Origin of the sequence: Pseudomonas sp. Irchel s3b6 (assembly GCF_900187415.1) — a bacterium.
Classification (GTDB): Bacteria; Pseudomonadota; Gammaproteobacteria; order Pseudomonadales; family Pseudomonadaceae; genus Aquipseudomonas.
The window spans coordinates 419,850-441,692 of record NZ_FYDM01000004.1; the positions used below are offsets into that span (position 1 = coordinate 419,850).

The 21,843-nt window shown below is 62.5% G+C and carries 20 protein-coding genes; 4 read left to right on the forward strand and 16 right to left on the reverse strand.

The window, feature by feature from the left end; translation table 11 throughout:
- Window positions 1–92 precede the first annotated feature (92 nt).
- From CKW07_RS10315 to cbiE, 9 genes are all read right to left on the reverse strand, one after another.
- Entirely contained in the window at window positions 93–2,222 is a 2,130-nt protein-coding gene (locus tag CKW07_RS10315; RefSeq protein WP_095144799.1) for a TonB-dependent copper receptor, read from the reverse strand.
- 90 nt (window positions 2,223–2,312) lie between these two features.
- Window positions 2,313–2,759, reverse strand: a complete 447-nt coding sequence (locus CKW07_RS10320; protein ID WP_371850652.1) for a DUF2946 domain-containing protein — start codon at window positions 2,757–2,759, stop codon at window positions 2,313–2,315.
- A gap of 27 nt (window positions 2,760–2,786) precedes the next feature.
- The gene (locus tag CKW07_RS10325) at window positions 2,787–3,266 is read right to left on the reverse strand and encodes a copper chaperone PCu(A)C (RefSeq protein WP_176465305.1); all 480 of its coding nucleotides are present in this window, start codon (window positions 3,264–3,266) and stop codon (window positions 2,787–2,789) included.
- Window positions 3,267–3,328: 62 nt separating this feature from the next.
- On the reverse strand, window positions 3,329–3,730 hold the full coding sequence (locus tag CKW07_RS10330) for a DUF2946 domain-containing protein (protein WP_095144802.1): 402 nt from the start codon (window positions 3,728–3,730) through the stop codon (window positions 3,329–3,331).
- Window positions 3,731–3,826: 96 nt separating this feature from the next.
- Window positions 3,827–4,117, reverse strand: a complete 291-nt coding sequence (locus CKW07_RS10335) for an addiction module antidote protein (RefSeq protein WP_095144803.1) — start codon at window positions 4,115–4,117, stop codon at window positions 3,827–3,829.
- A gap of 3 nt (window positions 4,118–4,120) precedes the next feature.
- Window positions 4,121–4,423, reverse strand: a complete 303-nt coding sequence (locus CKW07_RS10340; protein WP_095144804.1) for a type II toxin-antitoxin system RelE/ParE family toxin — start codon at window positions 4,421–4,423, stop codon at window positions 4,121–4,123.
- A 202-nt stretch (window positions 4,424–4,625) separates the two neighbouring features.
- Entirely contained in the window at window positions 4,626–5,354 is a 729-nt protein-coding gene (locus tag CKW07_RS10345; RefSeq protein ID WP_095144805.1) for a cobalt-precorrin-6A reductase, read from the reverse strand.
- A complete protein-coding gene (locus CKW07_RS10350) occupies window positions 5,351–6,448 on the reverse strand; it encodes a cobalt-precorrin-5B (C(1))-methyltransferase (RefSeq protein WP_095144806.1) in 1,098 nt (365 codons plus the stop codon). Before CKW07_RS10350 ends, CKW07_RS10345 begins: the two co-directional genes overlap by 4 nt.
- On the reverse strand, window positions 6,441–7,652 hold the full coding sequence (gene cbiE, locus CKW07_RS10355; RefSeq protein ID WP_095144807.1) for a precorrin-6y C5,15-methyltransferase (decarboxylating) subunit CbiE: 1,212 nt from the start codon (window positions 7,650–7,652) through the stop codon (window positions 6,441–6,443). The genes CKW07_RS10350 and cbiE overlap by 8 nt, the downstream gene beginning before the upstream one ends.
- Window positions 7,653–7,770: 118 nt before the next feature.
- Between cbiE and cobG the strand changes: the two genes are divergently transcribed.
- Genes cobG through cobJ form a run of 4 tightly spaced genes read left to right on the forward strand, consistent with a single transcriptional unit; the run spans window position 7,771 to window position 12,146 of the window.
- Entirely contained in the window at window positions 7,771–9,093 is a 1,323-nt protein-coding gene (cobG, locus tag CKW07_RS10360) for a precorrin-3B synthase (RefSeq protein ID WP_095144808.1), read from the forward strand.
- Window positions 9,086–9,712 carry a precorrin-8X methylmutase gene (locus CKW07_RS10365; RefSeq protein WP_095144809.1) on the forward strand — a complete coding sequence of 209 codons (627 nt, stop codon included), beginning with the start codon at window positions 9,086–9,088 and terminating at the stop codon, window positions 9,710–9,712. The genes cobG and CKW07_RS10365 overlap by 8 nt, the downstream gene beginning before the upstream one ends.
- Complete coding sequence (locus CKW07_RS10370) at window positions 9,712–10,443, forward strand: precorrin-2 C(20)-methyltransferase (RefSeq protein WP_095144810.1); 732 nt, start codon at window positions 9,712–9,714, stop codon at window positions 10,441–10,443. Before CKW07_RS10365 ends, CKW07_RS10370 begins: the two co-directional genes overlap by 1 nt.
- Window positions 10,443–12,146: a precorrin-3B C(17)-methyltransferase gene (gene cobJ / locus CKW07_RS10375; RefSeq protein WP_095144811.1), complete on the forward strand. Its 1,704-nt coding sequence runs from the start codon at window positions 10,443–10,445 to the stop codon at window positions 12,144–12,146. The genes CKW07_RS10370 and cobJ overlap by 1 nt, the downstream gene beginning before the upstream one ends.
- A 206-nt stretch (window positions 12,147–12,352) precedes the next feature.
- Here the strand turns inward: cobJ and CKW07_RS10380 are convergent, their stop codons facing one another.
- The 7 genes from CKW07_RS10380 to CKW07_RS10410 all read right to left on the reverse strand — a co-directional run bounded on the left by CKW07_RS10380 (window position 12,353) and on the right by CKW07_RS10410 (window position 21,840).
- Window positions 12,353–12,949, reverse strand: a complete 597-nt coding sequence (locus CKW07_RS10380; protein ID WP_095078224.1) for a MarC family protein — start codon at window positions 12,947–12,949, stop codon at window positions 12,353–12,355.
- Window positions 12,950–13,009: 60 nt separating this feature from the next.
- Window positions 13,010–15,790 carry a hybrid sensor histidine kinase/response regulator gene (locus tag CKW07_RS10385; protein WP_095144812.1) on the reverse strand — a complete coding sequence of 927 codons (2,781 nt, stop codon included), beginning with the start codon at window positions 15,788–15,790 and terminating at the stop codon, window positions 13,010–13,012.
- 99 nt (window positions 15,791–15,889) lie between these two features.
- Window positions 15,890–17,185 (reverse strand): phosphoribosylamine--glycine ligase, encoded by a 1,296-nt coding sequence (gene purD, locus CKW07_RS10390; protein WP_095144813.1) that lies wholly within the window; start codon window positions 17,183–17,185, stop codon window positions 15,890–15,892.
- Between the two features lie 188 nt (window positions 17,186–17,373).
- Entirely contained in the window at window positions 17,374–18,981 is a 1,608-nt protein-coding gene (gene purH / locus CKW07_RS10395; protein ID WP_095144814.1) for a bifunctional phosphoribosylaminoimidazolecarboxamide formyltransferase/IMP cyclohydrolase, read from the reverse strand.
- 82 nt (window positions 18,982–19,063) lie between these two features.
- The gene (gene fis / locus CKW07_RS10400) at window positions 19,064–19,384 is read right to left on the reverse strand and encodes a DNA-binding transcriptional regulator Fis (RefSeq protein WP_095078231.1); all 321 of its coding nucleotides are present in this window, start codon (window positions 19,382–19,384) and stop codon (window positions 19,064–19,066) included.
- Complete coding sequence (dusB, locus tag CKW07_RS10405; protein WP_095144815.1) at window positions 19,381–20,391, reverse strand: tRNA dihydrouridine synthase DusB; 1,011 nt, start codon at window positions 20,389–20,391, stop codon at window positions 19,381–19,383. The genes fis and dusB overlap by 4 nt, the downstream gene beginning before the upstream one ends.
- A gap of 186 nt (window positions 20,392–20,577) precedes the next feature.
- The gene (locus CKW07_RS10410; protein ID WP_095144816.1) at window positions 20,578–21,840 is read right to left on the reverse strand and encodes a DUF3426 domain-containing protein; all 1,263 of its coding nucleotides are present in this window, start codon (window positions 21,838–21,840) and stop codon (window positions 20,578–20,580) included.
- Between the last annotated feature and the right edge of the window lie 3 nt (window positions 21,841–21,843).

A 21,843-nucleotide genomic window follows, 5' to 3' on the forward strand; every position in this document is an offset into this window, starting at 1 on the left:
TTTTCGTTGTTCTCGAACTGCACACCTGTGGCGAGGGAGCAGGCGCCCTCGCCACAAGGGCAGTGTTCATGCGCGGGCTTGTCCGCGATGCGTCAGAAGCTCATGTCCACCTTGGTCCAGAGCGTGCGCCCCGGTTCGTTGATCGCTTGCGGGTCATTGGCCGGATAGCCGAACCCGGCATTGCCGGCCAGGTTCAGGTGCTCGGCGTAGTTTTTGCCGAACAGGTTGTCGACGCCGCTGCTGACCTTCCAGTGCTGATTGACCCGGTAGCTGCCATTGAGCGAGAACACCCCGAAGCCCGAGCTCTTGCCATAGTCCTTGCCCACCACGTTGCCCTTGTTCAGGTCGATGCGGTTCTGTGCCGCCACCACGCGCCACAAGGCCCCGGTGCTCCACTTGTCTTCGCTGTAGGTCAGGCCGAAGCGTGCGTCCAGTGGTGGCATCTGCGGCAATGCCGTGTCGTGGGTGGTGTCTTTGCCCCAGGCGTAGGCCAGGGTCGCGTCGGCTTTCCAGTTGGCGGTCAGGTTGTACGCCGCACCGAGTTCACCGCCCATGATCCGGGCGTTGACGTTCTCGGCCCGTGAGGTCGTGCCCATCGGGGTCGGGGTGTAGTCGAACAGGATGTAGTCGTGTACTTCACCGATGTAGGCCGACGCCCAGGCTTCGAGGTCCTGGGTCTTGTATTGCAGGCCGACGTCGAGCTGAGTGGTTTTTTCCGGCTGGATCGAATCGAAGGCATTGAGCGAGCCGACCGGGCCGGACTTGGGCGAAAACAGCTCCCAGTAATCCGGGAAGCGCTCGACATGACCCAGCCCGGCGTACAGGGTGGTCGGGCTGTCTGCCAGGTCGTGTTCATAGCGCACGAAGCCGCTGGGCAGGGTGTCGGCACGGGTGTCGTCAGCGGTCGGGTTGGGCCGGGTGGTCATTCCCGAGCCGAGGGTCTGGCGAAAATCCTTGGCCGAAGCGCGGTCCAGTCGTGCGCCGGTGATCAGGCGATCACGGTCGGCGGCGTACCAGGTCAGCTCGCCGAACGCGCCATAGTTGTGAAAGTCCGCATCCTTGTTGCGTGGCACGTCCTTGTAGGTGTCGATGCCCATCGCCTTACGCTGGCGATGTTCGTTGGTCTGGGCGTCGAGGCCGCTGATCAGTTGCAGGTCGGCCCAGCGCCAGGTGGCCTTGATACGCGCGCCGAGGGTGCGACGGTCGACGTTCGAGGCCATGGGCCCCGCCATCATCCCGGTACCGGACGGTGAGCGCAGGGTGTAGTTATCCATCACGTGGTCGGCGTAGTTGTAGTAGACCTGTGCCTCGAGTTTTTCCAGCACGTCGCTGAGGTTCGACTGCTCGAAACGCAGGCCGAGGCTTTCGCGCTTGAACTGCGAGCCATCCATACCGCGTCCAGCGTAACGCGCCTCACCGTCACCCTTGCCAGCGGTCAGCTCCAGCAGTGTGTCGGCGCTCGGGGTCCAGCCCACGGCCACATCGCCGTTCCACTTGTCGTAGCGCGACGGCACGGTGTCGTTGTTGCCGTCGCGGTAATCGTCGGAGTGGGCAGTGTTGCCGATCACTCGTACATAGCCCTGCGGGCCACCGGCGGCGGCATCCACTACTTTGTCGAAGCGCCCGTTGGAGCCGCCCAGCACGCTGGCGTTCACCCGGCTGCCGAGCTCGCCGAAGCTTTCTGGCTCACGGTCAAACAGGATGGTGCCAGCCGAAGCGCCAGGGCCCCAGAGCACGGTTTGCGGGCCCTTGATGACCGTCAGCTTGTCGTAGGTCTCTGGCGAGATGTACGAGGTCGGTGCGTCCATTCGACCTGGGCAGGCACCCAGCAGTGTGCTGCCGTTGGTGAGGATGTTCAGCCGCGAGCCGAACATGCCGCGCAACACCGGATCGCCGTTGGTGCCGCCATTGCGCACCAGGGCAAAGCCGGGAATGGTTTTCAGGTAGTCAGCGCCGTCACTGGCCGGCACCGGTTGGCGCGGGTCCTTGGGGTTGGTGACGATGGTCAGCGGCGAACTGGGGGCGATGGCGGTGATCACCGTCGGACTCAGCTCTTCGGCGTGCTGGCTGTGATCGGTCGCTGACTCGGCGGCACCGGCCATTGGCGCGAGCAGGGCACCGCAGAGCACGGTGACGGCCTGTTTGATACGAACCCGGCATGGGTTCGGGGTGAAGGATGCTTGAGCAGCGCTCAAGCGTGTGTCAGCAGAAAACCTGGACATAAAGGTTCCATCAATCGGTCGTAAACACACGGCCAGCCGCCTTAGGCTGTCGAACTGGACAGTCGGCCGTGTCGGTTGTGGTGAAGGGGTTTACGTGACGATGGGCGGGGCGCGGGTGCGGGCACCGGGGAAGACGGTTTGCCGGGCATGGCCCAGGCGTGGGGAAGGGCTGATGAAGTGAGGGTCGGGTGGTGTGTCGAAGAGCGCCAGCGACAGGCTGCCGGGCAGGGCGGGGCAGTTGAAGAGCAGGCTGCAATAGCCGCACTTTTCCCAGATGGCGTGATGGTCGGATTGCGGCGGGCAGTGTTCGGCGGCCGGTTGTACGTCATGCCCGGCATGGGCGGTGGGCGACATGTCCATGCTCATGTCCATCGACATGCTCATGGACATCGGCGCGCGTTGATCCATCGGCATCGACTGAGAGATCAGTGGACCGATAAAGATCATCAGCATGGCGAACAGGCTGATCCAGCTGCCGCGCGCGACCGTCAACGAGGTCTTGCGTGGCACGGATCGCCTGCGGCCGCGTGAGCGCAATGCGTTCACGGGAAACCCGGGCGGCGACTACTGGGCGTGCTGGTGCACTTGGCTGCCGGCAGGCGGTTGCTTCTGCACCGCGACCTCAACGGTCACGTCGCCGGATTTTTCGAAATGCAGGGTCAGCGCGAAGCGCTTGCCGTCGGTGAGCAGGCTACGGTCCTTGAGCTCCAGCAACATGACGTGGTACGCCATTGGCGCGAAGGTGACGGTGCCGCCAGCCGGGATTTCGACACTCGGGACCTGCTGCATTTTCATCAGGTCGTTTTGCATCACGTGCTCGTGCAGCTCGGCCTTGCCGGCAATCGGCGACGCGACGCTGAGCAGGCGATCAGCGGTTTTACCGTGGTTCTGAATCACGAAGTAGGCCGCCACGTTCGGTGCATTGGGTGGCAACTCTTGCGACCAGGGGTGGGCGATCTGCAGGTCGCCGACGGTGTATTCGTGCGCATTGGCAAAGCAGGCAGGCAACAGCAACGCGGCCAGCAGTAGCGACTGCTTGACCAGGGATAGTTTCAACATGGCAGTTCTCCAGAACGATTTAAAACGCAGGTCAATTGCGAATCGAATCAGACCAGGGGAGAGGCGCGCGGGTTGAGACTGGGCCATTGCTGGCGAGGCGTGGGAGTGTCGAGGGTCGGCGGCGGCAGGCTTCGATTGCTCTCGAAGTGCGCGAAGTACAGGTGTGGCGCATGGCCCGGCAGCGCCATCAAGGGCGCCGAGCCGGAGCAGCACCAGCAATGCTGCATGTTGGAGTGGTCGTCGTTTTGCGGGGCTTTTTGCTCGAGATCACCGAGGGATATCGCCACCAGCTTGGTGCCGCTGGACGAACAGAAACTGCCCCACAACAACTGCTCGGTCGTCGACTGGCCGGACGCTTTGCTCATCGCACCGGACATCGGCATGGCAAGCATGTTGAACAGCACTGCGAAGCAGGCGATCCAGGCAAATGCGAGCCGTTGTCGGGACATGGTCATATCCGGTCGAGTGGGAGATCAGGTGGCGTATTTAGCCTGATCGGGATTGATAAGTAAAAATCCGTTGTGCGGTGTGGTGTCGCAGCTCACTCAGATGGCTGTAGCGTGAAGCTTGAGGCCCAAGGCTTTCATGACCTTCATGATAGTCGCGAATTCCGGATTGCCAGTGCTGCCCAATGCCTTGTACAGGCTTTCTCGGCCCAGTCCGGCATCACGGGCAACCAGTGTCATGCCCTTTGCTCGCGCAATGTCATTGAGTGCGGCCCGTATCAACACGCCGTCGCCTGCATCCTCTTCGAAGCAAGCGTCCAGGTAGGCCGCCATGTCCTCTGGTGTCTTGAGATATTCGGCGGCGTCGAAGCGGGTAAATTGTTCGGCCATGGCTTACTCCTCACTACCGATGTTTCGCGCCATATGTTGTGCGCGCTTGATGTCACGTTTTTGCGTCGACTTGTCACCTCCCGCCAGCAACAGGTAAATCACCTTGTTCTTACGGGTGAAGTACATCCTGTAGCCGGGACCGTAATGAACACGCATTTCATGAACAGCTTCGCCGACTGCCTCACAATCGCCGAAGTTTCCGTGTTCGGCGGCTCGAAGCCTGGCAAGAAGACGGGCCTTGCCGATGGTGTCCTTGATTGAGTCAAGCCAGTCGGAAAATGCTTGTGACTGTTCGAAGTCGATCATGCTGGATCGTATTCCTTGGGATACAGGTTGGCAAGCGACACTTTTCTCTGGGCAATCACGGTTGCCCATCGCAGAGAGTTCATGCTGTTTGAGAGCCTGAGGTGTTTCGAGAGGGTGCAGCAATGTAGAACAGGCGTGTTAAGTCAGGCCAGACAGCCCTTTCTGGGTGTTTTGCCTGATTGTTCTTTCATGTGAGGTAATGTCAGGAACGGTCTGACAGCGACAGTGCTTCCAGTACCTGCGCTACGCAATCAAACTCCCGCTCAACCTCCGGCAGCACCGGTCGCTTGAGTATCAACACCGGTACGCCACACTCACGCGCCACTTCAAGCTTGGGTTCGGTGGCGCTGCTGCCGCTGTTCTTGCTGATCAGCACGTCGATCTGTCGACGTTCGAACAGCGCGCGTTCGTCTTCAATGTGGAACGGCCCGCGGGCTCCGATCACTTCGCAGCGTTCATTGCCGGGGTAAACCTCCAGCGCGCGCAGGGTCCAGAACTGTTCGGGCGGGATTTCATCCAGGTGCTGCAGCGGCTCGCGACCCAGGGTGAACAACGGGCGCTTGAAGGGTTCCAGCGCCTTGACCAGTTCGGCCCAGTCGCTGACTTCCCGCCAATCGTCCCCGGCCTGCGCTTGCCACGCAGGACGGCGCAAGGCCCAGCACGGGATGCCACTGTGTTGCGCGGCAGTCGCGGCGTTCTGGCTGATCTGCGCGGCGTAGGGGTGAGTGGCGTCGAGCAGCAAGTCGATGCCTTGCTCCTGGATGAAGCGCGCCAGGCCTTCAGCGCCGCCATAGCCACCCACCCGCACCTGACAGTTCAGGTCGGTGGGCACCCTGCCCACACCGGCCAGGCTGTAGAGGTGGCGCGGGCCCAGGGTGCGGGCAATCGCCAAGGCTTCGGTGACGCCACCGAGCAGCAGTAGACGTTTCATTGCAATGCTCCCGCATGGCCGACGATGCCGCCCTGACGATCGATGGCAAACACCTCGACCTGTACCTGTCGGGGCACCACGCTGCGGGCGAAATCCAGCGCGTGCTGGCAGACCGCATCACCCAGGGCGATACCGGCGGCGCTGGCCATCGCCAGGGCCTGCTGGCTGGTATTGGCCTCGCGAATGCTCTGCTGCAACGCCTCGTCGGCCCCGATGGCCGCAGCCCATTCGGCCAGTTGTGGCAGGTCGATGCTCGAATGACGGCTGTGCAGGTCCATGTGCCCGGCGGCGAGCTTGCTGATTTTGCCAAAGCCACCGCACAGGCTGAGTTTATCCACAGGCACTTTGCGCAGGTGCTTGAGCACGGCACCGACGAAGTCACCCATTTCGATCAGGGCGATTTCCGGCAGGTCATAGACCCGGCGCATGGTGTCTTCGCTGGCATTGCCGGTGCATGCGGCGATGTGCAGGTAGCCGTTGGTCCTGGCGACGTCGATGCCCTGGTGGATCGAGGCGATGTACGCCGCGCAGGAAAAGGGGCGCACGATACCGCTGGTACCGAGTATGGACAGCCCGCCCAGAATGCCCAGGCGCGGGTTCATGGTCTTGAGCGCCAGGGCTTCGCCATTTTCGACGTTGACCGTCACCGCAAAACCGCCGCTGTAGCCCAGCTCCAGTGCCAACGATGACAGGTGGTCGGTCATCATCTTGCGCGGCACCGGATTGATCGCAGGTTCCCCGACGCCCAGCACCAGCCCCGGACGGGTGACGGTGCCGACGCCTTGGCCGGCGCTAAAGAGAACGCCGGGCTCAGGGGTCAGACGGACCTGGCTGTAGAGCAGCGCGCCGTGCGTCACGTCGGGGTCGTCGCCGGCATCCTTGAAGGTCCCGGCTTCGGCGCCTTCGGTCGTGAGCCGGCAAAACTCCAGGCGCATCTGCACTTGCTTGCCTTTGGGCAAGACGATTTCTACCGCATCGCTGCTCACGCCGCCGAGCAGCAAGCGCGCCGCCGCGAGGCTGGTGGCCGTGGCGCAGCTGCCGGTGGTCAGGCCGCTGCGCAGAGGGGCGGGTTGTTCGGCGGTTTCGTCACGCATCGAAGGGCTTGACCACGTCCAGCAAGGTGATGGGCAGCGCCTGGCGCCAGGTGTCGAAGTCACCCAGCGGCTGCGCCTGGGCAATGTGAATCCGCGTCAGTTCGCCGCCGTGTTTTTCGCGCCAGGCCATCAGGGTCATTTCGCTTTGCAGGGTGACCGCATTGGCAATCAGCCGTCCACCGGGCTTGAGCTGTTCCCAGCAGTTGTCCAGTACGCCGTCACGGGTGACCCCGCCACCGATGAAAATCGCGTCGGGTCGTTCCAGTCCGGCCAGCGCCTGCGGTGCACTGCCGCGGATCAATTGCAGGCCCGGTACGCCGAGTGCGTCGCGGTTGTGCTCGATCAGTTGCTGACGGCCTTCATCGGCTTCAATGGCCAGCGTGCGGCAGCTCGGGTGCGCGCGCATCCATTCGATGCCGATCGAGCCAGAGCCCGCGCCAACGTCCCACAGCAACTCGCCGGGCACCGGGGCCAGACGGGCCAGGGTGATGGCGCGCACGTCACGTTTGGTCAACTGGCCGTCGTGCTTGAAGGCTGAGTCCGGCAGGCCGGCCAGGCGTGACCAGCGCGGAGTATCCCGCTGGGCGATGCATTCGATGGCCACCACATTCAGGTCGGCCACCGACGGCTCGTTCCAGTCGCTGGCGAGACCCTCGAGGCGCCGCTCCGCCTCGCCCCCCAAGTGTTCCAGCACGCTGATCCTGCTCGGCCCGAAGCCGCGCTCGCGCAACAGGGCGGCTATCGCCGCCGGGCTGTGCCGGTCGTTGCTCAGCACCAGCAGGCGAACGCCACTGAACAGCTGGGCATTGAGGGCGGCGACCGGGCGGGCGACCACCGAAAGCGTCACCACATCCTGCAACGGCCAGCCCATCCGCGCGGCCGCGAGTGAGCAGGAAGAGGGTGCCGGCAGGACTCGCATCTCGTCACACGCCACTTGCCGCGCCAGGCTGGCGCCCACGCCGAACAGCATGGGGTCGCCGCTGGCCAGCACGCAGACGGGGTCGCCACGCCGCGCCAGCAGGGGTTCCAGGGAAAAAGGACTGGGCCAGGACTGACGCTCGCCGCGAATGCACACCGGCAGCAGATCGAGTTGCCGTTGGCCCCCGACAATTCGCGAGGCACCCAGCAACGCGCGCCGAGCCTGCTTGCCCAGACCCTGGAAGCCGTCTTCACCGATGCCTACTACTGTCAGCCAGGGAGCCATCTATATTCCTCAAACATGAATGTTCCGACAGGCAGGCTTTTCATGCTGTCAGACAAAGCAGGCATAATACCGCGCCTTTGTCCGCGAAGCGCTTCTACCTCTTGAACCGGTCGCCCCCTTGAACAAACGTCAACAGCATACTGCCTTACGCCCCTCGGCCTGCCCGGGGTTGCTGCGTATCGTGCAGGCGTTGGACGGCGGTATCTGCCGGATCAAGTTGAATGGTGGGTCGATCAGCACCGCCCAGGCCGTGACGGTCGCCGATGCTGCCGAGCGTTTCGCCGGCGGGGTGATCGAGGCGACCAATCGCGCCAACCTGCAGATACGCGGGGTCGGCAACCAACACGGGGCGCTGATCGACAGCCTGTTGGCGGCTGGATTGGGCCCGCGCTCGGCGGCGGGTGACGATGTGCGCAACCTGATGCTCAGTCCGACGGCGGGGATTGATCGCCACCTGCGCATCGACACTCGCCCATTGGCTGCGCAGATCCTCAATACGCTGGAGAGCAACGCCCGTTTTCACGACTTGTCGGCCAAGTTCGCGGTACAACTGGACGGTGGCGAGGCCCTGGCCATGCTTGAGCACCCCCATGACCTATGGCTGAGCGTTGTCGAGGGCGAGGGTGAGCAACAGTTGGCGTTCGGTCTGGCGGGATGCCCGCTAGACCCGCCCGCCGGGGCTGTGCTGTTGAGCGATGGGCATGCCTTGGTGGTGGCGGTGCTGGAGCTGTTTCTTGAGCTCGCCCGCCCGGATCAAACCCGCATGCGTCATTTGTTGGACGAGCATTCGCAGGAGTCGTTCCTGCTGGCCTTGGCCACGCGTGTGGCCCTGACTCCGTTCTGCGGCCGGCAGCGTGCCTTGTCGTATTCCAGTTCGCCTATCGGCACTTATCCACAGCGCCAGGACGGTCAGGTCTATGTGGGGGCTGTCCCGCCTCTGGGGCGTCTTGACCCTTCCATGCTCAAAGGCGCGGCGCGTCTGGCCGAAGCGTTCGGTGACGCCAGCCTGCGGCTGACCCCTTGGCAAAGCCTGCTGCTGCCGAACATCCAGGCCGCGGATGCCCCCGTGCTCAGCCTGCGCCTGCAAGACCTGGGCTTTTTGCTGAGTGCCGACCAGGCGTTGACCCAGTTGGTTGCCTGCACCGGCTCTGCCGGGTGCGGCAAAGGCCTGGCGGATACCAAGGCGGATGCGCGGCTCCTGGCCAGGCAACGGCAAGGCAAGGGCGATCCACTGCAGGTTCACCTGTCCGGTTGCCCGCGGTCCTGCGCGGCGGCCCACATTGCCCCGGCCACCTTGCTGGCTGTGTCCCCCGGTCACTACGACCTCTATTTTCGCGATGCGGGGCAGCCGGGTTTCGGCGCCCTGCAAGCACGCAACCTCACTATTGAAGCGGTCGGCGCATTGCTTGATGCCCACCCACGGAGCCCCCTTGATGCTTGATTACATCCGCGACGGTCAGGAGATCTATCGCAACTCCTTTGCGATCATTCGCGCCGAGGCCAACCTTGAGCGGATTCCCGCCGATCTGGAAAAGCTCGCGGTGCGCGTGATCCATGCCTGTGGCATGGTCGAGGCCATCGATGGTTTGCAGTTTTCCGAAGGGGCGGGCAAGGCCGGGCGCGATGCACTGGCGGCCGGTGCGCCGATTTTGTGTGATGCGCGCATGGTCTCCGAAGGCGTGACCCGCGCCCGTTTGCCGGCCAATAACGAGGTGATCTGCACCCTGCGTGACGACAGTGTCCCGGACCTCGCCCGTGAACTGGGTAACACCCGTTCGGCGGCGGCGCTGGAGCTGTGGCGCCCGCACCTGGAAGGCAGCGTGGTGGTGATTGGCAACGCGCCGACCGCGTTGTTCTACCTGCTGGAAATGCTGGATGCCGGTGCGCCCAAGCCGGCGCTGATCCTCGGCTTCCCGGTGGGCTTTGTCGGTGCCGCCGAATCCAAGGCCATGCTCGCGGCGGACAGCCGTGGCGTGCCATTTGTGATCATGCAAGGCCGGTTGGGCGGTAGCGCCATGGCCGCCGCAGCGATCAATGCCCTCGCCACGGAGATTGAATGATGCAGCAACCTGGACGTTTGATCGGTCTTGGCGTGGGCCCCGGTGACCCGGAGCTGATTACCGTCAAGGCCCTGCGCCTGCTGCGCGAGTCGCCGGTGGTGGCGTACTTCGTGGCCAAAGGTAAAAAGGGCAATGCGTTCGGCATCATCGAGGCGCATTTGCAGGACGCACAAACCTTGCTGCCACTGGTGTACCCGGTGACCACCGAGACCCTGGCGCCACCGTTGTCCTACGAGCAAGTGATCAGCGACTTCTACGACGCCGCCGGCCAGGAACTCGCCGCGCATCTGGACGCCGGTCGCGATGTCGCGGTGATCTGTGAGGGCGACCCGTTCTTCTACGGCTCCTACATGTACCTGCATGATCGCCTGGCCGAGCGTTATGAGGCCGAAGTGGTGCCGGGTGTGTGCTCGATGCTTGGCGGTGCGTCGGTGCTTGGCGCGCCGCTGGTGTATCGCAATCAGAGCCTGTCGGTGCTGTCCGGTGTGCTGCCTCATGAAGAGCTCAAACGACGCCTGGCCGATGCCGATGCTGCGGTGGTGATGAAGCTGGGGCGTAACTTTGCGAAGGTCCGGCAGGTGCTGGAAGAACTCGGTCTGGCGCAGCGGGCGTTGTACGTCGAGCGCGCCACCATGGCCAATCAGAAGATCGTGCCCCTGGATCAGGTCGAGCCGATGTCTTCGCCATATTTCTCATTGATCATCGTTCCCGGTGAGAGGTGGCAAGGTTGATGACACGTCCCGTTCCGGCGATTGTCATTCTCGGTAATGGCAGCCTTGCAACCGCGCGCAAGATCCAGCAGCGCTATCCCGATGCACTGATCCACGGTCTGGCCGAGCGGGTCGAGGACGTGGATCGTCGTTACCATGAGTTCGGCGCGACCCTGCGTCAGCTCTATCAGCAAGGCACGCCGATCATTGCCTTGTGCGCGGCAGGCATTGTCATCCGCACCCTGGCGCCGCTGCTGCTGGAAAAAGGCGCCGAACCCCCGGTGCTGGCCGTGGCCGAAGACGGCAGCGCCGTGGTGCCATTGCTCGGCGGTCTCGGCGGGGTGAATGTCATGGCCCGTGAGATCGCTGCGGCGCTTGAAGTCGCAGCAGCCATCACCACCAGCGGCGAACTGCGCTTCGGCACTTGCCTGCTCAACCCGCCCAGCGGTTACGCCCTCGGTGATCTGGAACTGGGCAAGCGTTTTGTGTCCGATCTGCTGGCCGGGCACAGCGTGCGCATTGACGGCGTCGCGCCGTGGCTGGATCAGGCGCAGTTGCCGGAAAATCCGCAGGCGCAGCGTTCGATCCATGTCGGCAGTGGCGAGCGTGAGGCAAGCGCCAATGAATTGCAGATCTATCCACGCAGCGTCGCGGTGGCGGTGAGTACCGGGGTGGCGGATTTGCCGGACACCATTCGTGCGACGCTGCAACAAGCGAAAGTGGCGGTGCAGGCGTTGGCCTGTCTGGTCGCGGCTGACACCGGGATGGCCTGTCCGGCCTTGCGTGAAGCAGCCCTTGAGTTGGGTGTGCCTTTGCGCTTTGTCGCGGCGGCGAGCGACATCGGCGCATTGGCGCGTAGCGCGGTGCCTGATGCGACGATCAGTGCGACGACGCACGACATCGCCATCGCCGTTGCCGATCAGCCACTGGATGTTGCGCAGATCGGCCGCCCTCGCGGGCGTCTGGCGGTGATCGGCCTCGGTCCTGGCGCTGCCGAACTGATGGTGCCGGCGGTGAAAGCCGAACTGGCACGGGCCACCGACGTACTCGGTTATGAAACCTACGTGCGCATGGCAGGTCCTTTCCGTCCCGATCAGGTGCTGCACTGCACTGACAACCGCGAAGAAATGCAGCGCGCCCGCCACGCCTTTGAATTGGCCGCCCAGGGACGTTCAGTGATCGTGGTGTCGTCCGGCGACCCGGGCGTGTTCGCCATGGCGGCCGCGGTGCTCGAAGCCTTGCACGAATCCAGCGACCCGATGTGGCACCGCGTCGATCTGGAGATCTTGCCGGGGGTTTCGGCCTCGCTGGCGACCGCCGCCCAGGCCGGTGCGCCGTTGGGGCATGACTTCTGCGTAATGTCGCTATCGGACAACCTCAAGCCTTGGTCGATCATCGAGAAACGTCTGGACCTGGCCGCCCAGGCTGACCTTGCGCTGGCCTTCTACAATCCGATTTCCCGTTCGCGGCCTTGGCAGTTGGGCCGTGCGCTGGAGATCGTCGCCCAGCACCGCACGCCGGAAACTCCGGTGGTGTTGGGGCGTGATATCGGCCGTCCCGGACAGACACTGCGTGTCACCACGCTCGGTGCGTTGACACCTGATCAGGTGGACATGCGCACGATGGTATTGATTGGCTCGTCCACGACCTGCGTGTTTCCGCGCGTCGAAGGCGGTGACTGGGTCTATACACCGCGCTGGTACGGCACCAAGCCGGCTTCCTGAATAACTGCGGCCTCCTCTGGAGGCCGCATGATCAGGTCGCGCAATAGACGTTTTGCTACGCAGCGCACAACAAAGTGTGTGCGTTGAAGGTGTCGTGACGGTTGGAATGAACTTTGGTTTTTTGAATGATGGGGTTTGCAGCAAAACGGCAAGGCCTTGTGAGTGACACACAAGGCCTTGTTTTTTTCGCGAGCAAGCGCAATGAATTACGGCACCAGATACCCTCTGACCCCGGTAAAGATAATCTGCGCCGCCAGCGCACACACGAACAACCCCATCAACCGGCTGACGATCTGCAGCCCCTGGTCGCCGAGAATCTGCTCGATGCGGTTGGACAGGTACAACACCACGCCGACCGTGAAGCTGGCCAGGGCGATACTGAGGATGGCGGTCAGTTTGTCATCCCAGTGCGGCTGGCCGATGCCCATGACCAACAGGGCACCAATGGTGCCGGGGCCGACGGTTAGCGGGATGGTCAGCGGAACGATGGTCACGTCCTGCTGCACGTTATCGGTCTGCACCGCCGATTTACCCTGGGCCATGCCCAGCGCCGAGATGAACAGTACGCTGCCGGCGCCGATGCGAAAGGCGTCTACGGTGATGCCGAACACGCTGAAAATCACTCGACCGAACAGGTACAGCAGGACACTGGAGATCAGCGTCGCGAAAGCGACCTTCCAGGCCAGTCGTCGGCGTTCCTTGTTGGAATAGCCACGGGTCAGGCTGATGAAGCAGGACAGCACGAAGAACGGGCTGTAGAGCACCAGCATCTTCAGGTAAACACTGAACAACACGTGGAGCATGATGCGAGCTCACTGGCGATGGAAGTCGTCAGGAGTCTATCAGGGGTTAGGACAGTCGGCTCAGGAAGGTTGGGCCGAGGTCCGATCCAGTTGGTCGCGCTGGGCGACCCAGTGCTCGATCAGCTCGCGCAACTGCGACAGTTCGACCGGCTTGGCCATGTGCCCATCCATGCCGGCCTGACGTGCGCGCTCCTTGTGTTCGGCAAGGATGTGCGCGGTCAGTGCGACTACCGGCGTGCGGGAGCGTTGATTGCCGACTTCCCAGGCCCGCAATTGCTGCGTGGCCGAGAAACCGTCGAGGATCGGCATTTCGCAATCCATCAACACCAGGTCATAACGTTGAGCCTTCATCGCCTTCAAGGCCTCTTCGCCATTGCTCGCGGTGTCGGGCGACAGATTGAGTTTGCCGAGCATGCCCCGAATGACTTTGGTCGAGATGCTGTTGTCTTCTGCCACCAGAATACGGAAGTCGCAGGGGACGTTGATCGCGGCGGGGACCGGGGAGGGCATGTGCGTAGCGGTGGCCTGCCCTTTGCTGCGCTGGTTCAACTCGTCCGCCAGGGTGGTCTTGAGGGTATAGCCGGCCACGGGTTTGGCCAGGATCCTTTTGATACCGGCATTGCGCGCGATGATCTTGCTCGGCGCATTGCTGATGCCCGTGAGCATGATCAGCAGGATATCGTGGTTCAGGCTCGGGTCTTCCTTGATCTTGGCCGCCAGTTGCATGCCGGTCATGCCGGGCATGTTCTGATCGAGCAGGACCACGTCGAAGTAGTCCCGCAGGTGCGCCTTGGTGCGCAGCAAGGCCAGGGCCTCCTTGCCGGATGCCACCGCGCTGACGTTCAGGCCCCAGGCGCTGCATTGCTGGACCAGGACTTTGCGGCAGGTGTCGTTGTCGTCCACGACCAGTACCCGTGCACCTTGCAGTGGGCCGTCCAGGTCGCAGGTTGGATGTTCCAGGCGGTCAGGGTCCAGTGGCAAGGTCAGCCACAGCGTGCTGCCCTGGCTGCTGCCGCTCTTGATGCCAAACTCACCGTGCATCAACAGGATCAGCTGGCGTGCGATCACCAGCCCCAGATTGCCCCCCAGGCGAGTGGCGGAGAGGACGTTCTTGCTATTGAGTTCAGCGTGCAGCAAGGCCTCACGTTCTTCGGCTTCCATGGGTTGCCCGCTGTCTTGCACGGCAATGCGCAAGCGCGCTGTATCGCTCAGGTCATCCAGGGCCACGACGATCAGGATCTCGCCTTCCTCGGTCTTCTTCATGGCGTTTTCCAGCAGGCTCAACAGCGTCTGGCGCAGGCGCGTCGGGTCACCGCTGATCACCCGGGGAACCTGGGGCTGGATGAAGCTGATGAGTTCGACGTTCTGTTGTTCGGCCTTGGCGCGGAAGATGCTCAGACAGTCTTCGATCAGCGCATTGAGGTCAAACTGCACGTCGTCCAGTTCGATCTGCCCTGACTCGAGCCTTGAGATGTCGAGGATTTCATTGATCAGCGTGAGCAGTTCGTTGCCGGCGCTGTGGATGGTTTGCACGTAGTCGCGTTGCTTGACCGACAGCGGCGTGCCCAGCAACAGTTCGGTCATGCCCAGTACACCGTTCATGGGGGTGCGGATTTCATGGCTGATTTTTGCCAGGAACTCGGCCTTGGCGTTGATCTCGGCATTACTCGCCGCCAGGTCACGGCTGATGCTGAAGCGGCTCTCGATAATGCTGCGCTGGCGTTCGCTCAAGGCGATGCCCATCAACAGGCCGCTCAGGCAGATGAACGCGAGCAAGGCCATGATCAGGCCTTGTGGCGCGACGAGAGTCAGCCCCAGCAATGCGGGCAGGATGATCAGCGTACCGGCGTTGAACACCACCATGGCCGCCACGAACAGGCGTGCCGGGCGATAGCCTTTATGCCAGTGATAGGCGCCGACGAAGAGCATGCTCAGCCCAGCCAGAGCGACCAGCCCATAGGTCATGATGTTCAGCGGCAGGGTGTCGACGAACAATAGCAGCAGGCAGCAGGCGACAATGAACAGGATGTCGCCCATCAGCAGTTTGTTGAGCGGGTGTGGCCCAAGCCGGCTGAAGAAGCAGTAGGTGTACATCAGGCCGCAAGGCGCCGTCAGCAGCAGGGCCAGGTAGGCTTCAGGGGCTTGTACGGCATTCCAGTCGGGTAACCATGGCCCTGCCAGGTTCAGGAGCAACAGCACCCCGAGCAACAACAAGCCTTCACAGGCCGCCAGCCACAGGCAGCTTCGCGAGCGGGTATAGGCATAGCGCGTGAGGTTGTGCAGGATCAGCATCGCAATACAACCGAACAGCAAGCCGTAGATCAGTGTCTGGGTCTGATTGGCGGCGGTCAGTACGGCTGATTGCAGGGTGATGTAGGGTCGTAACTGGTGTTCGGAAACCAGCCGCAGATACACGTCAAGGGGCTTGCTGCTCTGAGGCAGCGGCACCATGAAGTCGGTGCTGGGCAGCGGACGTTCGGCCAGTGGTTGATCGTTGCCGCTGGTGGTCTGGTCGATCAGTGTGTCACCGTCCAGAACGTAGAGATCCAGATGCAACAGGTCGGGGGCAAAGATACGCAGCAGTTGTTCGTGTTTGCCAGGATTGAGCCGAAAGCGCAGCCACAATGCGCCATCGGGATCGGCGGCGGTGATCTGGTCGGGTTCAATCGGGCTGAATTGGTTGGTGTAGCGCGCCGAGCGAATGTCGCCCAGTTGCAGGGTGCCCTGTTCGTCGAGCAATACCGCCCAGCCACTGCCTTGCGCGACGGCCTGGGCCGGGAGCATGCAGAGCAGGGTCAACAATGTGACGGTGAGTCCTATGGCGATCCTGAGCCAGCGCAAGGCGAAATCCCTTCGTAGATTGATGCCAGATTATAACTATGCGCGGCGTTGGAATAATCAGGCAAGGGCCCTGGGCCCTTGCCTGGCCGAATGGCTGGCTTATTCCTGATTTTCGCCACGCTCGCGGGCAATGGCGCGGTAGCCAATGTCCTTGCGATAGAAGCAGCCTTGCCAGTCGATCTTCGCGGCCAGCTTGTAAGCCTGTTGCTGGGCCGCATCGACGCTCGCGCCCATGGCGGTAGCACACAGCACCCGACCACCGGCCGTCACCACCTTGCCGTCCTTCAGGGCGGTGCCTGCATGGAACACTTTGCCTTCCAGTGCTGCGGCTGCATCCAGGCCTTCGATGGCGGCACCCTTGGCGTAGTCGCCCGGATAACCGCCGGCGGCCAGTACGATGCCGACGCTTGGGCGTGGATCCCATTGCGCTTCGACCTTGTCCAGCGCCTGGGCGAGTGCCGCTTCGACCAGCAACACCAGGCTCGACTGCAGGCGCAGCATCACCGGTTGGGTCTCCGGATCACCAAAGCGGCAGTTGAACTCGATGACTTTCGGGTTGCCCGCTTTGTCGATCATCAGGCCGGCATAGAGGAAGCCGGTGTAGACGTTGCCTTCTTCGGCCATGCCGCGCACGGTTGGCCAGATCACCAGGTCCATGACGCGCTGGTGAACGTCGCTGGTGACGACCGGGGCAGGGGAGTAAGCACCCATGCCGCCGGTGTTCGGGCCGGTGTCGGCGTCGCCAACACGTTTGTGGTCCTGGCTGGTGGCCATCGGCAATACGTTCTTGCCGTCGACCATGACAATGAAGCTGGCTTCTTCGCCGTCGAGGAACTCTTCGATCACCACGCGCGAACCAGCGTCACCAAAGGCGTTGCCGGCGAGCATGTCGCGTACGGCATCTTCGGCTTCAGCCAAGGTCATGGCAACGATCACGCCTTTACCGGCGGCCAGGCCGTCGGCCTTGATCACGATCGGTGCACCTTTTTCACGCAGGTAAGCCAGGGCTGGCTCGATCTCGGTGAAGTTCTGGTAATCGGCGGTCGGGATCTTGTGGCGAGCCAGGAAGTCCTTGGTGAAGGCCTTGGAGCCTTCCAACTGGGCAGCGCCGGCTGTTGGACCGAAGCAGTCCAGGCCACGGGCGCGGAACAGATCGACCACGCCAGCCACCAGCGGGACTTCCGGCCCGACGATGGTCAGGGAGACATTCTTCTCGGCAAAGTCGGCCAGTTGCTCAAGCGCCAGGACGTCAATGGCGACGTTCTCGCACTTGGCCTCAATGGCCGTACCGGCGTTGCCCGGGGCAACGAAAACTTTCTGCACGCGCGGATCCTGAGCCACTTTCCAGGCCAGGGCGTGTTCACGGCCACCGCTGCCAATGATCAAAACATTCATTTCAAAAACCTCGGATGACGCTAATGCTGTTTAGAGCCTAAAGCGCTTTACGCTGTAGGAGGGCGCACTGAAGTCGGTAGATGCAAGGCGGAGTCGGCCTCGATGAGCGGAGTTGCCTTCTGGCAATGAGCATCATCGAGGTCGGCTCCAACGCAGCAGATGCCGGCTTCAGTGCGGCCGTTGTCATATTAGTGACGGAAGTGGCGCATGCCGGTGAATACCATCGCGATGCCGGCTTCATCAGCCGCTGCAATGACTTCCGCATCACGCATCGAGCCGCCTGGCTGGATTACCGCCGTCACGCCGGCCTTGGCCGCATTGTCCAGGCCGTCGCGGAACGGGAAGAACGCATCGGAAGCCATCACCGAGCCGACTACCTGCAAGCCGGCGTGTTCAGCCTTGATCGCGGCAATACGTGCCGAGTTCACGCGGCTCATCTGGCCGGCGCCGACACCGATGGTCTGACGGTTCTTGGCGTAGACGATGGCGTTGGATTTGACGTACTTGGCCACTTTCCAGGCGAAGATCAGGTCGTTGATCTCTTGCTCGGTCGGTGCACGCTGGGTCACGACCTTCAGGTCTTCACTGCCGATCATGCCAATGTCACGGCTCTGCACCAGCAAGCCGCCGTTGACGCGCTTGTAGTCCCAGGCAGCGGCGCGGTCAGCCGACCACTCGCCGCACGCCAGCAGGCGCACGTTGGCTTTCGCCGCCACAATGGCGCGAGCTTCTTCGCTGACCGATGGGGCGATGATCACTTCGACGAACTGACGCTCGACGATGGCCTTGGCCGTTTCAGCGTCCAGTTCGCGGTTGAACGCGATGATGCCGCCAAAAGCCGACTCGGTGTCGGTGGCGTAGGCCAGTTCGTAGGCCTGGCGGATGCCGCCTTCGGCGTCAGGGCTGACCGCAACGCCGCACGGGTTGGCGTGCTTGACGATCACGCACGCCGGCTTGACGAAGCTCTTCACGCATTCCAGCGCCGCGTCGGTGTCGGCCACGTTGTTGTACGACAGTTCCTTGCCTTGCAGTTGGGTCGCGGTGGCGATGCCCACTTCGGCAGGCTTGGCTTCCACGTAGAACGCCGCGCTCTGGTGCGGGTTCTCGCCGTAGCGCATTTCCTGGGCCTTGATGAACTGGCTGTTGAAGGTGCGCGGGAATTCGCTGCGACCTTCTGTGCTGAGGGTATCAGCGGCCTGGTTCACGGTGCCCATGTAGTTGGCGATCATGCCGTCGTAGGCGGCCGTGTGCTCGAACGCCTTGAGCATCAGGTCGAAGCGCTGGGCGTAGGTCAGGCCACCGGCCTTGAGGTTATCCAGGACGTTGGCGTAGTCGCCGGCATTGACCACGATGGCCACGTCCTTGTGGTTCTTGGCTGCCGAGCGAACCATGGTCGGGCCACCGATGTCGATGTTCTCGATGGCGGTCGGCAGGTCACAGCCAGGCTTGCTGATGGTGGCTTCGAACGGGTACAGGTTGACCGCGACCAGGTCGATCGGCTTGATGCCGTGCTCGTTCATGATGGCATCGTCGATGCCGCGACGACCCAGGATCCCGCCGTGGATTTTCGGGTGGAGGGTTTTCACCCGGCCGTCCATCATTTCGGCGAAACCGGTGTAATCCGCGACTTCCACAGCGGCTACACCATTGTCCTGCAGCAGCTTGAACGTCCCGCCGGTGGAGAGGATCTCGACGCCGAGCGCTTCGAGCTCCCTGGCGAATTCGAGGATCCCGGTCTTGTCGGAAACGCTGATCAAGGCGCGGCGGATCGGCAGGCGGGTAGTCTGGTCGGTCATCTCAATTTCCATCAAAAGCAAAGGAAGTCAGCAAAAAAGGCGACCGGTTTTACGCGGGCGCCTTTCTGGTTTGATTGAATGCTTACAGCAAATCGTACTGCTTGAGTTTCTTGCGCAAGGTGCCACGGTTCAGTCCGAGCATCTCGCTGGCCTTGGTCTGGTTGCCCTTGACGTAGCTCATCACGCTTTCGAGCAGGGGCGCCTCGACTTCGGAGAGCACCAGGTTGTACACATCCGTGACGGCGGCGCCTTCAAGGTGGGCGAAATAATTGTGCAGCGCCTTCTCGACACTCCCGCGAAGGGTCTGGCCTTCTTCGCTCGGCGTATTGAGGTGCTGTTTCAAATTCACGTTGTCGCTCACGGGTGTTGTTCCACTCACTAAAGTCTCGGTCATCATCGTCATGCGGCCACCCCTTCTCCGTCCCCTGTCAGGCTCTTGTAACGTTCGGCGAAGAACTCCCGAACGTTGGCGCATTGTGCTTCCGTACCATCCAAACGATTGAAGTGGGCGCGAAACTCCCTGGCGCCCGGCAGGGTTGCGAGATACCAGCCGACATGCTTGCGTGCAATGCGTACACCCATGACATCCCCATAGAAGGCATGCAGCGCGGCCAGATGCTCAAGCAGAATACGTTCCACCTCGATCAATTCCGGCGCCGGCAGTTTTTCACCGGTACGCAGGTAGTGCTCGATCTCACGAAAAATCCATGGCCGCCCCTGGGCGGCCCGACCTATCAACAGGCCATCGGCCCCGGTCGCGTCAAGCACGTGCCGGGCCTTTTCAGGCGAGTCGATATCGCCATTGGCGAAGACCGGAATCGACACCGCCTGCTTGATCGCGGCAATGGTCTCGTACTCGGCTTCACCGGTATACAGGTCGGCACGGGTGCGGCCATGCACCGCCAGCGCCGTGATACCTGCCTGTTCGGCGATCTTCGCCACCGTCAGGCCGTTCTTGTTCGCCCGGTCCCAGCCGGTGCGAATCTTCAGGGTCACCGGCACATCAACCGCAGCCACCACGGCCTGCAGGATCTCGGTCACCAGGTCTTCATCTTTGAGCAAAGCAGAACCGGCGGCTTTGTTGCAGACTTTTTTCGCCGGACAACCCATGTTGATATCAATAATCTGTGCACCCAGTTCGACGTTGGCCCGGGCCGCATCCGCCAGCATCTGCGCATCACCGCCGGCGATCTGTACCGAGCGCGGCTCGGGATCACCTTCGTGGACCATGCGCAGACGTGATTTGCGGGTGTTCCACAAGCTCATGTCACTGGTGACCATTTCCGAGACTACAAGCCCTGCACCCAGTCGCTTGCACAGCTGACGAAAGGGCTGGTCGGTGACACCCGCCATGGGGGCGAGAATCAAGCCGTTGTGCAATGTATATGGGCCGATGCGTACCGCCGACATAGGTCTTCCCTGTTGTGGGGTAGGATCATGAGAGTTCGAAAAAGGGTTGGCATGATACCCGCTCTCGATGACTGGATAAAGGCTGAACTGGATAAAATCTGAACAGTTAATCCGTTATTGCCAGCAGTTTGACTCAGCTCACAGGCGCTCGGAAGGTCGCCATCCATCTGGCGTGACTGAACCGATTCACTCCGGCGAATGAAAACTGAGGCTGTAATTTACTGCTTTCGGGCCGGGATCCAGGATGTCCAGGGCAATATGGATAGGGGTTTGCGGGGGCATTTCCGCAAGGTCGGCCAAGTCGCCATTGAGGTATTCACCCGGTTTGAAGCGACGGCTGGCGATCAAGTGGCCGTTGAGGTCGGCGAAGCGCAGTTCCAGCAGGGGGAACGGCTGGGAGAAGGGCGCGCGGTTGTAGATGATGGCGTCTACGACCAGGGCACCACTGAAATCCGGGTGGCTGCGCACCACCAGGTTGCTGCTCTTGATTTTCGCGATGTCGACCTTGGACGGAACGCTGCAGCCAATCTGCGGGCACAGTTGCTGGAACCAGGGGCGGTACTGGTCATGGCGAGCCAGTTCGTCGAAGTGATGGGCGATGTACTGGCCGGCAAGGGCGGCGGCGGCCAGTAGCACCATCAGGCTCCAGAACAGCCGGCGTCCCCAGGGGGAGCGGCGTTGCTGCCAGTCCAGTTGCAGCGGATCGTCGACCAGGTCTTGCAGCACGTCGTCGTGCCTGGCCGATTCGCCTCGCGCGCGTCGCTTGCGTGCGGGTTCGGCAGTCTGCGGGGGGAGTTCGGGATCGTCGTCGGTTGCGCTGAAGCGTTCGTGCGAGGCGCTCAGTTCCTCGTCCTCTTCCTGGGGTTCCAGGCGCAGTGGCGGCGTCTCGGGTTCGTCGTCGAGGTCGACCAGTTCCAGGGACAGGGAAGGTTCGGTGCGTGAAGGTTTTGCCGATTCGCCCGCGTCCTCGTCCAGCCTCCCGCTTGTCGCAGGTGTCAGGGAGGTGTCGCTGGACAGGGCGCGTTCGGCTGCGGGCTCGCTGAACAAGCTGTCGGGCCACGGCGCTTCACTTTCGCTGGAATCACGGTGTGCGCTGAGCGAGTCTTCCCGGGGCTTGTGCTCCTGGCCAAACTCCTTGGCGGGCTGGATTTCCCGCTGTTCGAGCTTGGCGAGTTCTTCGTCGAGGTCGAGGTGGTCCAGGTCGAGCTCGGAGGCGGTCCACTGCTTCTGGCTAATGGCCCGTTGCTCGGGTGCCGGTTCGACCGATGGCGGCGTGCTGAGCGCGCTTGCCTGTTCGCCCATGCGCTGCTCGAGCAACTGCCGTGCAGCATTGAACACTTGCAGGCACGAGCCGCAGCGCACCACGCCACGGGCCACGCTCAATTGAGAGTGGCTGACGCGGAAACTGGTCTTGCAATGCGGGCATTGGGTGACGAAGCTATCGGTCATGCG